We start from the raw sequence: 12,685 nt of genomic DNA, 5'->3' as shown, positions 1-12,685 counted from the left end.
CTATAAAATTAATAATCCCTATTGTCTATAAAGGGATATGAACTGTACACGGATACCAGGCCCTTATGACTGAAATAACTGAGACTGAGCCAACTGAACGCTTGCAAAATAACGACTTATTAAACGAAGTGGATAATGAATTTAATGGTTTAACATTGGCCTTATCTAAAGGGCGTATCTTAGAAGAAACCATGCCATTATTGCAGGCCGCTGGTGTTGAGCTATTAGAGGATCCTGCCGCCTCGCGTAAACTGATTTTTCCGACTACCAACCCGCATGTGCGTGTACTGATTCTACGCGCCAGCGACGTGCCGACTTATGTCGAACATGGTGCTGCAGATTTCGGGGTAGCTGGTAAAGATGTACTGCTTGAGCATGGTGCCAATCATGTTTATGAATTATTAGATTTGCAAATTGCCCAGTGTAAGCTGATGACTGCTGGCGTAAAAGGCGCAACATTACCCAATCGTCGCCTACGTATCGCGACTAAATATGTCAATGTGGCGCGTGCTTACTTTGCCAGTCAAGGCCAGCAAGTGGATGTTATTAAACTTTATGGTTCGATGGAACTTGCTCCTTTGGTTGGCTTAGGTGATTTAATCGTTGATGTGGTTGATACCGGTAATACATTACGTGCTAATGGCCTTGAGCCCCTCGATCATATTTGTGATGTCTCCTCACGCCTAATCGTGAATCAAGTCAGTTATAAGCGTAAATTTGCGTTACTTGAACCCATTCTTGAAAGCTTTAAAAACAGTATCGCTGCGGTCTCTTAGCTCAGATACAACCTTCATATTCATCAGTGATATAAAGAGTTGTCATAGAAATTATTAAACCAGTTTAGCGCTACAAGATAGATATAGCATGCTAAACTGGTTTTGTTGTGTCTACTTGCTAGAAAATAAAAGCTTATTATAATAGCAATAAAGCATGGTTAAATAAGTTGGTACAATCAGTGATATTAAAATTTACTTAACAGTCAAAAATCGACGGTGTTGGTAGTCAAGCCTGCAAAAATTTATAGACTAATTATTATTAGCAATATGGATAGACCAACCTTTTTTAGCTTAAACATAGGAATAGGTTATGCGCCAGTTAAGTACTCAAGATGCTGATTTTGAGCAGCAGTTAAGCACGCTGCTTGCTTTTGAAACGGTAAATGATGCGACTTTGTTAAAGACGGTTGATGATATTATTGCGCAGGTACGTGATGACGGCGATAGCGTGGTATTGGCGTTAACCCAGCAGTTTGATCAGCATCCAGCAACCTCGATGGCTGAGCTGGAATTAACTCAAGAATCGCTTGCTGAAGCATTTGCTACTCTTGACGATACCGTAAAAACAGCACTAACCACTGCCGCCTCACGGGTACAAGCTTTTCATGAGCGTCAAGTACAAGAGACTTGGCAATATGAAGATGAGCTTGGCAATCGCCTGGGTCAAAAAGTCACGCCGCTTGACCGGGTTGGGATTTATGTGCCGGGCGGCTTAGCGTCTTACCCCTCTTCAGTATTGATGAATGCCATTCCTGCTAAAGTTGCAGGCGTTAAAGAAATCATTATGGTGGTACCCGCTCCAAAAGGCATACTTAATCCGCTAGTCTTAGCAGCAGCACACTTAGCAAAAGTTGATCGGGTTTTTACCATTGGTGGCGCTCAAGCAGTAGCCGCATTGGCTTATGGCACAGAGACTATTCCAGCAGTTGATAAAATTACTGGTCCGGGTAATAAATATGTCGCAGCAGCCAAACGTGCCGTATTTGGCCAAGTAGGTATCGATATGATAGCTGGGCCATCTGAGGTTTTAGTCTACGCTGAAGGCGAAGCCGATGATCGTGCCGATTGGCTAGCGATGGATTTGCTATCACAAGCGGAGCATGACCGTATCGCTCAAGCCATCTTTGTGACCACTAGTGCAGAGCAATTAGCAGCAGTAGCAGCGGAGATCGAAAAAGCATTAGAGGAATTACCAAAAGCTGATATTGCCCGTGACTCTTTAAAAAACCGTGGCGCGCTTATCTTGGTTAAAGATCGCGCTGAGGGTATGAGCGTTATTAATCGGGTCGCACCTGAACATTTGGAGCTGTCGGTTGATGATCCCGATGCACTACTTGATGATATTCGTCATGCGGGTGCGATATTTATGGGGCGTCATACGCCAGAGGCGATTGGTGATTACTGTGCAGGCCCCAACCATGTGCTGCCAACTTCAGGTACCGCGCGGTTTTCTTCGCCACTTGGCGTCTATGATTTTCAAAAGAAATCATCGCTTATTTATTGTAGTGAAAGTGGCAGCAAGCCCTTAGCTGAGACCGCTGATATTCTCGCTCAGCGTGAGGATTTAGAAGCGCATGCGCGCTCAGCTCGCTATCGTTATCAGTAGTCGTATTAATTAGCATAACTTTATCAGGATTTTTTTGGATCTGTTTTATAATTATATATTTTTTAATAGTAGGATAATTTATGAGTGAGTTAATGTCAGATACTAGAATAATAGACACTAGACTATGGTCAAACAAAGCGCGTAACTTGTCACCTTATGTTCCCGGTGAGCAGCCTCAGCACGATAACTTATGTAAATTAAATACCAATGAAAGCCCATTCCCACCATCACCAAAAGTAGGTGAGGCGATTAATGCGGTTTTAGCTGAGCAAGCTGATGAGTTGCGTCTCTATCCAGCCCCTGAATCTGATGATTTGCGTGCTGCCTTAGCGCAATTAAACGGCCTTGATAGCAAGCAAGTTTTTGTCGGTAACGGCTCAGATGAAGTATTGGCATTGGTTTTCGCTAGTTTCTTTATGAAAGAGCAGCCGATATTAGCACCAGATATTAGCTATAGCTTCTATCCAGTCTATGCACAGACCTTTGACGTGGAATTGGTACAGATTGCACTTGCAGATGACTTTAGTGTCGATGCTGATGCTTATAGTCAGCCTTGTGGCGGTATCATTATCGCTAATCCAAACGCCCCAACCGGACTATTACTGTCGCTTGCTGATATTCGTAAGCTGGCAACTGAGCATCCTGATGCGGTGATTGTGATTGATGAAGCTTATATTGATTTTGTAAATACAGATGATTCAAGTACAGATCAGGCAGTATCAGCAATCAGTTTAATCGATGAGTTTGATAACTTGCTGGTGACCCAAACCTTCTCGAAATCACGCTCACTTGCTGGATTGCGCGTAGGAATGGCCTTTGGTAATGTATCGTTGATTGAAGCCTTGACTCGCATGAAAAATAGCTTTAACAGCTATCCGTTAGATAAGTTAGCGCAAGCAGGGGCGACCGCTAGTGTCTTAGACAAGCCCTATTTTGAGCAAACTTGCCAACAGGTTATTGATTTAAGGGAGTCGTTGACCGCCCAGCTGACCACCCTTGGCTACCAAGTACTACCATCTCATGCCAACTTTATATTTGCGCGTCCCAAAGATGGTAATGCGAGTATGGTTGCTAGTGCTTTACGTGAGCAAGGTATTATTGTGCGCCATTTTGACCAACCGCGTACTCAAGAGTACTTACGTATTACTATTGGTACGGCAGCGCAGCATAAACGGCTGATTGATGCCTTGCAAGAGCTTAGTAATTGAGGTAAGCAAATATAGTCCTTATTCACTATTTATCTGCTTGAGCACCTGAAGTAGATTGCCGACCTTGTCGAGACATTCTTGATATTCGTCGTCACAGTCGGAGGCGATAGTGATACCGCCACCTGCCCACAAGTTCACTTGTTTATCACCATTCAATGAGTGCTTGGCTTGCAGCGTGCGTATTAGTACATTCCATTGACCACTCCCATCAAAGTTCATATAACCCATGGTGCCGCAATAGGCACCACGTGGAGCATCTTCTAATTCAGATATAATTTCAACCGCGCGTTTTTTGGGTGTCCCGGTAATCGATCCTGCCGGTAAACTGCCAAACAGTACCGCTAACGGATGAGTGTCTTCTTTCAGCTCAGCAGTGATGGTGCTAACCATGTGATGGACATTACTAAAGCTTTCAATAGTGAATAAATGCGGTACTTTTACGCTACCGGTTCTGGCATATTTACCTAAGTCATTACGCAGTAAGTCTACAATCATGACGTTTTCAGCGCGATCTTTATTACTGTCAGTCAGTTGTTGTTTTAAGGTCAAGTCTTGCTTAGTATTTATGCCGCGTGGCCTTGTACCTTTAATTGGTTTGGTACGGATATGGTGCGAGCCGGTCTTATCATTTTTGATAAAGGTAAAAAATAGCTCAGGTGAGCAGCTTAATAGCTCAAAACCTATACAGTCTAAGTTTTTACCTTCCAAGCTGGTTTTTTCTAAATGATTGTTCTTTAAACCATTATTTTTTAAAGTGCCCACACTAAGATAACCAGCAAACGGGGCTTGGGTGTTACGGTATAGGGCAGGCAAATAGTCCACAAGCGTCGTTACTGTTTTGGCGTTGTTACGCAAGTTATTTGAGTCAACAAGATACCCTTGCCACGCTTGAGTGAGATTGATCTGATAACAGTCCCCTTGCTGCAAATAGCATTGGGTTTGCTCAAAGGCCTGTTGGTAATCTGTTTTTTGCCACTTGGCAGTTAATATTAATGGTTCTAACCAGCATTTTTTACTATTAGTCGTGTTTGTATTGGCTAGCTCATTATCTAAAGCGTCTAAATAGGATATAAGCGCCGCTAATGTCGAGCTTGCAGTCTCATTTTCACTGTCCGTATGAGACGGCTGAACATTTAGTGTCCAATATGTTCTACTATTAATACTGCTAGATGACGGTGTTAGATAAATATCATAATGACCTAATATCGCACAAGGCTGTGATAGCTGCTGAATATTTGCCATTGGACTTAGGTCGTGGGCAGCCATATCATAACCGATAAAACCCATGAGACCGTGATGGTAGCTGAGCTTTTCATCTTTTTCGTTTGTAGAAGTTGGGGCGCTGTCGCTAGACACAAAAGTTTGGCTGTAAGTAGTTAACTCATCTTGCCAGTCTGCATAACTCATATATGCTGCTGTGACAGAATCATTGTCATCACGGCAAGTTTTAATTATCTTATAGAGAAGTGCTTGATCACTAGTTGTGTTAGAAGGAGTAAAGGTAGGATCAGATGCGTGGTGACTAGAATCGGCATCAGTATGGTCAAAATAAACCGACCAGCTAACTTTTGGCAATAAACCAATGACTGGCTTGCCATCATTATTCAGCCACACTAACTGCCATTGCACTTTATTATCTTGAGCCGTTAAATATCGCTGAAATAGCGGTATCAGTTCTGAAGCAGACAAGTCACCAAAACGCCAGCTCATTTGTTTCATGGCTGGCGTTTGAGAGCTAGACGTAGTCTGTTCAATCTTATGGTGTGGATGTTTTGACGATACCACAGATTAAGCGTCAAATTTTTTGATAATTAACGTGGCGTTCGTACCACCAAAGCCAAAGCTATTACTCATTAAGGTTTCAAGTTTGGCTGGACGGGTCTCGGTAACAATATCAAAACCTTCGGCAGCGGTGTCTAGGTGTTCAATATTAATACTCGGGGCAATAAAACCTTCTTTCATCATCAATAAACAATAAATCAGCTCTTGAGCACCGACTGCTCCCAAGCTATGACCCGTCATCGATTTGGTTGAGCTGATAGGCGGGATACTGTGTTTAGTTCCAGCATCAGTACCGGATGCAAATACTTCAGCAATCGCTTTAAGCTCGGTAATATCACCTAGTGACGTGCTGGTACCATGGCTATTAATGTAATCGACATGCTGTAACCCCGCCTGATCCAAGGCCTGCTGCATACAGCGTACAGCGCCTTCACCACTGGGCGCGACCATTTCAGCACCATCAGAGCTGGCACCATAGCCGACGATCTCAGCTAAGATATTTGCGCCGCGTGCTTGAGCGTGTTCTAAGCTCTCAACGACCACTATTGCACCACCAGCGGCAATGACAAAACCATCGCGATCTTTATCATAAGCTCGTGACGACTGCTTAGGGGTGTCATTATAATGAGTACTCATGGCGCCCATAGCGTCAAACATACAAGACTGCGTCCAATGCTCAGCTTCACTGCCACCAGCTAATACGACGTCTGCTTTACCCAACTGAATAAGCTCAGCCGCATGACCGATACAATGAGTTGAGGTCGCACAGGCAGAGGAGAGGGAGTAGGAGACGCCCTGAATTTTAAGACCAGTCGCCAGCGCTGCTGATACTGAGCTGCTCATGGTTTTTGGTATTGCCATTGCGCCGACCCCGCGCAGCCCTTTTTCACGCATCGCATCGACTGCGATGATGACCCCTTCAGTTGATGCGCCACCTGAACCGGCTACCACACCCACACGTGGGTTATTATTAATGGTTTCAAGTGACATTCCAGATTGCTCAATGGCAGCCAATGCACTCACGTAAATATAGAGGCTCGCATCGCTAAAAAAGCGTTTTAGCTTACGGTCAATACCACTAGTATCAAGCACTGATTTATCAATGCTGCCGCTAACTTGTGATTTAAATCCATGCTCAGCATAAGATTCGTTAAATGTCAGACCAGACTTCCCTTGTTTAAGGGAGGCTGTAACGGTATCTAAATCATGTCCGATACAAGAGACAATCCCTGCTCCAGTAATGACAACTCGGCGCATACTATATTCCTTATAATGACAGTGTTTGGTTCTTGCTTCTGAACGTTTTTTTAAAAATTTTATTAAAATGATTGCGTTTCTAACTAAGTTTCTAAGAGAACTATTTTAATTAGTGCTTTCTATGACCACTTTAATCATAACATTAGCAATTGTTGAGCTAATTCTTAATCATACCCTGATTCACGGTATAATAGCGCATCAACGGTACAAAATCTTTGCCTAACTGTAAAATAGTGACAAAATAATATCAATTTTTTAGTGAAGAATGATGAACACCTAACCGTCCGTTAGGATCGTAAAAGTACAGGGATGAGCACACATACAAGTAAAAAAGTAGGCATGCTTATAGCGCACATTGTTATAAACAAGTTATACTTTTAGATACAAACTTTGCGTGGCCAATAACATTGTTAGCACTGACATACACACTTTAAGTTGGCTAGTATAACAATACAAATATTAATGTATGTGTGTCTATCCTTAAGGCTATTATTGTTTTTAAGGCATATATATTGAGTCATACGTACTGAAGTGTTGTCTGCTATTATTAATTATATAATAGTTATAGAAAATAATTTTAACGAAGTAAATCTAACGATAACAAAAATCATTTTAAGGACTTTATTATGGCAAAGCGTAGTACTCTCTCACAAGGCGTTAGCACTGTTGGTCATTTTACTCGCAATAACCTTGAGCGTATAGGCTCATTGATTGATAGCGTTAATGCCAAAACTAGTAAACCGCGTCGCTATAAAGCGGTAGATTTGGGTGATGAAGATTATCAGCAGGATCTATTTCGTGAGCAAACCCTGAAAGCGACTCAGCAGTTACTGGGAACACGTTTTGCCACTTATGGTAAGTACGCTAAAAAAGTAGTCCCTAACAGTTTGTTCCAATCGGCTGTTGATGGCGCTTTTGCTCAAATCGCTAAGTTGGCTGCTAGTTGGAGTCAAATAGACTTACCAAACGAGCATCGTTTTGCTGATCTTGCTACTTTAGACGATGAGCAGCGCTATGCCCTAGCGACTGATATTGCCAATCAAAACCGAGCGCTTGCAACTCTAGGCGGGATTACTGGCTTAGCAGGTCTGCCAGGTTTGCTTGCTGACACCTTATGGTTGTTACTGGTTTCTTTACGGGCGGTTTATCAGCTGGCTGCGGTATATGACAAACCATTAACCGGCAAACAAGGCATAAAAATGGCTTATGAGCTATTAGCCAATGCTGACCTGAGCAAAATGCAAGAAAAACAAGCACTATTAGCTGGTATTGGGGTTGGTAAAGGCTTACTTGATAATGCGCAAGGCAATGGTCTGCATAGTGAGCTGAAAAACTTAGGTCTAAAAAATAAAAATGTTAATTTTTATGCAGAACAAGTTGATAAAATTGCCGGTCAAGTGGGTATTGATTTGGATCACATTAACCTATCATGGGTCCGCCGACTCTTACCAGCAACGGCCGTTATCATCGGAATGCGCTACAATAGTCATCTAATTGATGAGGTCATTGGTGTTGCACAAGCGACTTTTGCACCGGAACCCAAGCTTGCTACTCGTGCCATTACTGATGACAGCCATAATGAAGCTGAAGTCAATAAAGACATGAGTACCACTCAAGATAAGACGAAAAATGAGGCAAAAAGTAAGGCGGACAAATCTTCTGAGAATAAAGACGATAAGCAGCCAGAGAAAAAACCAAAAAAACCTGAGGCTGAACAGACGAAGCAAAATAAAGATACTAAGCAAAAGAACACAAACGGTAAGCAAAAAGTAGACGTAAAAAACAGCTAATATTTACTGTTAGCTGGCTCATTATGATGGTTGGCTAACAATTACAGTAGGCGATACTGCCTTAGAAGGGGGTATACAAAGTATATTATAAAATATGCCTTGAAAAATAATAAAGTATCGCCATTTAGCACTCATAAATACCTGAAAAATTCTGAATTCACTAAATTTATGATAGCGTGTCTCAAGCTGATTATAGCAATTAGAGATACTCAGCTATAAGATAAGCAAATAGTAGCGTATACTCGATGCATATCCACTGAATATTGTAAAGTAAAACTACCTATAAGTGGTTGAAATAGCAGCAACATATCTTTATAATACATTGTCCTAAAAATGGGTACCCCAAAAATCTGCGTCTGACGTGGTATCGATGGTGGATTAGCCCATTTTTTTGTTTTATACCAAACGGGAGAAGGATGCCTCATGGCAACAACTAACCAATTGATTCGCAAAGGTCGCAAAACCATCAAGGAAAAGTCAAAAGTTCCTGCGTTGCAAGCGTGCCCACAGCGTCGCGGTGTATGTACTCGTGTATATACCACCACGCCTAAAAAACCTAACTCGGCCATGCGTAAAGTATGTCGTGTACGTTTGACTTCAGGCTATGAAGTATCAAGCTACATCGGCGGCGAAGGTCATAACTTACAAGAGCACAGTGTTGTTCTAATCCGCGGTGGTCGTGTAAAAGATCTACCGGGTGTACGTTATCACACCGTTCGCGGTGCACTTGATTGCGCTGGCGTAAAAGACCGTAAGCAAGGTCGCTCTAAATATGGCGCGAAGAAACCTAAAGTTTAAGATTGACTTAGTGTTTATTCGTACCACCCATTAACTGTGCATGGGATTGGTGTAGGTGATATAAGTACCCTATTTTGATAGAGTACACTTATCGCATCACATACCACCATGCAGTAAGGCTGACTGACAACTCGCTGCTACGCCCCAAAATTATTGGCGGGTACGAGCTTGTGAATGTCAGACACTCCTGAAGACAAGGAAATTTATTATGCCAAGACGTCGCGTCGTTGCTACCCGTGAGATCCTACCGGATCCTAAGTTTGGTAGCCAAACCATCGCTAAATTTATTAATCACGTAATGAGTGATGGTAAAAAATCTACTGCTGAGCGTATCGTTTACGGTGCTCTTGAAACAGTAAGCCAAAAGCGTAACATCGAAGATCCCGTCTCTTTTTTCGAAGACGTTCTCGAAAATGTACGCCCAATGGTAGAAGTAAAAGCTCGCCGTGTTGGTGGTGCAACCTACCAAGTGCCAATGGAAGTACGCCCCTCCCGTCGTACTGCATTGGCTATGCGTTGGTTGGCTGAAGCTGCTGCTAAGCGTTCTGAGAAGTCAATGGCTCTGCGTCTTGCAGGCGAATTGGGTGATGCATCAGAAGGCAAAGGTAATGCTATGAAAAAGCGTGACGAAGTTCACCGCATGGCAGATGCTAACAAAGCATTCTCACATTATCGCTTCTAAGCCAGCTTAGAGATTGAAGCAGTTTTTGATTAACAGCTATTAAACTCTTAATCAAACCGAACTGCCAAAAGCGACTGACTGATTAATCAGTCAGTCGCTATATTTTTTATTTATTCTATTGATTGCCGCCATCATTGATAGTGCTATTAGACCGCTTTGGTAGTCAGATAGCTTATATGGCGGACATCTATCATTATATTGTCCCAAAACTGATGCCTCTATATTCTTAGTATCTGCTCTTTTGTAACCGTATTAGGTTCATTGATCAGTAAGACGCTAAAGCCGACTGCTTTGGTATACGTTATAAGGTAGAGACATACAATACATTTATATATACACGACTTTCCTTAGGAAAAAACTATGGCTCGTATAACTCCCCTAAAGCGCTATCGCAATATTGGTATCTCCGCGCACATCGATGCTGGTAAGACGACCACTACTGAGCGTGTTTTGTTCTATACCGGTGTCAGTCACAAAATTGGCGAAGTACATGATGGTGCAGCTACCATGGATTGGATGGAGCAAGAACAAGAGCGCGGTATCACCATTACTTCAGCCGCAACGACTTGTTTTTGGTCAGGTATGGCAAAGCAGTTTGATGAACATCGTATCAACATCATTGACACCCCAGGTCACGTTGACTTTACCATTGAAGTTGAGCGTTCTATGCGGGTACTTGATGGTGCGTGCATGGTTTACTGTGCAGTGGGCGGCGTGCAGCCACAGTCTGAGACCGTATGGCGTCAGGCAAATAAATATAAAGTACCACGTTTGGCCTTCGTAAATAAAATGGACCGCGTTGGTTCTGATTTTTACCGTGTTATTGAGCAAATCAAGACTCGTTTAGGTGGTAATCCAGTACCAGTCGTTATTCCAATTGGTAAAGAAGATGACTTTGAAGGCGTTATCGACTTAGTCACTATGAAAGCCATTTATTGGGACGAAGCATCTCAAGGCATGGAATACGAAGAGCGTGAAATCCCAGCAGAACTTCAAGAAAAAGCTGAAGAGTATCGCGAATATCTCGTAGAAGCTGCTGCTGAAGCATCAGAAGAACTCATGAATTTATACTTAGACAATGGTGTATTGTCTGACGATCAAATTCATGCTGCCATTCGTCAACGTACTATTGATAACGAAATCATTCCGTTGCTTTGTGGTACTGCCTTTAAAAACAAAGGCGTACAAAAAATGCTAGACGCGGTTATTCGTTATCTACCCGCTCCAATAGATGTACCTGCTATTAAAGGTATTCTTAACGACAAAAACGAAACTGAAGGCACTCGCGAAGCCTCAGATGATGCTCCTTTTGCAGCGCTTGCATTCAAAATTATGAATGATAAGTTCGTGGGTAACTTGACCTTCGTACGGGTTTATTCAGGCGTTATCAAGCAAGGCGGTAGCGTTTATAACCCCGTTAAAATGAAGCGTGAGCGTGTTGGCCGTATTGTACAGATGATGGCGAACACTCAAGAAGAGCTTGCAGAAATTCGTACCGGTGACATCGCTGCTTTAGTCGGCATGAAAGATGTGACTACTGGGGACACACTATGCGACGAAAGTAATGTGATTACTCTTGAGCGTATGGAATTCCCAGATCCAGTTATCAGTCTAGCGGTTGAACCTAAGACCAAAGCTGACCAAGAAAGAATGTCAATTGCTCTAGGCCGTTTGGCAAAAGAAGATCCTTCGTTCCGTGTACATACTGATGAAGAATCTGGCCAAACTATCATCAGTGGTATGGGCGAGCTGCATTTAGAAATTCTTGTTGACCGTATGAAGCGTGAATTTGGTGTTGAAGCCAACATTGGTGCGCCGCAAGTTGCTTATCGCGAAACTATTCGTGACACTATCGAACAAGAAGGCAAGTTCGTACGTCAAACGGGTGGTCGTGGTAAATTTGGTCACGTTTGGTTACGTCTTGAGCCTCTTGATCCAGCGGGCGAGACTTTATATGAGTTTAAAGAAGAAGTTGTTGGCGGTTCTGTACCAAAAGAATTCCACTCAGCGGTTGATAAAGGTATTCAAGAGCGCATGAAAAACGGCGTACTTGCTGGTTATCCAATCGTTGGCGTAAAAGCGACCTTGTATGACGGTTCTTATCATGACGTTGACTCGGATGAGTTGTCATTTAAGATGGCTGGTTCTATTGCTTTCAGAAAAGGCTTCTTAGCAGCCAATCCTTCATTACTTGAGCCGGTGATGAAAGTTGAAGTAGAAACCCCTGAAGACTACATGGGCGATATCATGGGTGATTTAAACCGCCGTCGTGGTATCGTACAAGGTATGGAAGACTTACCAGGCGGTACTAAGCAAATCCGCGCTGAAGTGCCATTAGCAGAAATGTTTGGTTATGCCACACAAATGCGCTCAATGTCACAAGGCCGTGCTACCTACTCAATGGAATTCCAAAAGTACGCTGAAATTCCAAAATCAGTTGCCGCTGAGATCATCTCTAAGTTCAACTCTAAAGATGGCGACGAGTAATTAAAATTTAATTAATCATGGCAATATAGAGCTTATCTTTGTATTGTCATTTGAGAATACGCCAATAACTTGTGAAAAGACTTGTTATTGGTGGTGATTTTCTTATAATATCTGCACATTGTATGTGCAACCCCTTAACAATTATCCCAATGTGGTCAGCATTGCCTTAATTACTGTATTAACAGCCATTAAGCGCTGAACCCCAAATAAAGAGGAAACACTCATGGCAAAGGCCAAGTTTGAACGCAAAAAGCCACACGTCAACGTCGGTACTATTGGACACGTTGACCATGGTAAAA

At 42.7% G+C, this 12,685-nt stretch carries 9 protein-coding genes and 1 pseudogene; 8 read left to right on the top strand and 2 right to left on the bottom strand.

All coding sequences use genetic code 11. The features are described 5' to 3' along the window. The first annotated feature begins 65 nt into the window (after positions 1 to 65). The 3 genes from hisG (at position 66) to hisC (ending at position 3,590) form a co-directional block, all read left to right on the top strand. A complete protein-coding gene (hisG, locus tag AAEY88_RS11805; protein WP_350562641.1) occupies positions 66 to 776 on the top strand; it encodes an ATP phosphoribosyltransferase in 711 nt (236 codons plus the stop codon). A 310-nt stretch (positions 777 to 1,086) separates the two neighbouring features. Beyond that, positions 1,087 to 2,382, top strand: coding sequence for a histidinol dehydrogenase (gene hisD / locus AAEY88_RS11800; RefSeq protein ID WP_350562639.1), 1,296 nt, complete (start codon positions 1,087 to 1,089; stop codon positions 2,380 to 2,382). An 80-nt stretch (positions 2,383 to 2,462) separates the two neighbouring features. Further along, positions 2,463 to 3,590 (top strand): histidinol-phosphate transaminase, encoded by a 1,128-nt coding sequence (hisC, locus tag AAEY88_RS11795; protein ID WP_407074459.1) that lies wholly within the window; start codon positions 2,463 to 2,465, stop codon positions 3,588 to 3,590. An 18-nt stretch (positions 3,591 to 3,608) separates the two neighbouring features. On the opposite strand, the gene AAEY88_RS11790 is transcribed toward hisC, so the two are convergent. Then, on the bottom strand, positions 3,609 to 5,309 hold the full coding sequence (locus AAEY88_RS11790; protein ID WP_350562637.1) for an anthranilate synthase component I family protein: 1,701 nt from the start codon (positions 5,307 to 5,309) through the stop codon (positions 3,609 to 3,611). Between the two features lie 69 nt (positions 5,310 to 5,378). Continuing rightward, positions 5,379 to 6,629: a beta-ketoacyl synthase N-terminal-like domain-containing protein gene (locus AAEY88_RS11785; protein WP_350562635.1), complete on the bottom strand. Its 1,251-nt coding sequence runs from the start codon at positions 6,627 to 6,629 to the stop codon at positions 5,379 to 5,381. 626 nt (positions 6,630 to 7,255) lie between these two features. Here AAEY88_RS11785 and AAEY88_RS11780 point away from each other — a divergent pair. The 5 genes and pseudogenes from AAEY88_RS11780 to AAEY88_RS11760 all read left to right on the top strand — a co-directional run. Further along, positions 7,256 to 8,419, top strand: coding sequence for an EcsC family protein (locus AAEY88_RS11780; protein WP_350562633.1), 1,164 nt, complete (start codon positions 7,256 to 7,258; stop codon positions 8,417 to 8,419). A gap of 423 nt (positions 8,420 to 8,842) precedes the next feature. After that, positions 8,843 to 9,217, top strand: coding sequence for a 30S ribosomal protein S12 (gene rpsL, locus AAEY88_RS11775; RefSeq protein WP_201557636.1), 375 nt, complete (start codon positions 8,843 to 8,845; stop codon positions 9,215 to 9,217). Between the two features lie 208 nt (positions 9,218 to 9,425). Next, entirely contained in the window at positions 9,426 to 9,899 is a 474-nt protein-coding gene (gene rpsG, locus AAEY88_RS11770) for a 30S ribosomal protein S7 (RefSeq protein ID WP_350562631.1), read from the top strand. Positions 9,900 to 10,259: 360 nt separating this feature from the next. Continuing rightward, a complete protein-coding gene (fusA, locus tag AAEY88_RS11765) occupies positions 10,260 to 12,386 on the top strand; it encodes an elongation factor G (RefSeq protein WP_350562629.1) in 2,127 nt (708 codons plus the stop codon). 223 nt (positions 12,387 to 12,609) lie between these two features. Beyond that, positions 12,610 to 12,685, top strand: a pseudogene (locus AAEY88_RS11760) (elongation factor Tu); the annotation flags it as partial.

Origin of the sequence: Psychrobacter sp. CAL346-MNA-CIBAN-0220 (genome assembly GCF_040309805.1) — a bacterium.
Lineage (GTDB): Bacteria > Pseudomonadota > Gammaproteobacteria > Pseudomonadales > Moraxellaceae > Psychrobacter.
The sequence above is the reverse complement of the archived record's forward strand: the minus strand, read 5'-3'. Positions and strand labels throughout refer to the sequence as shown.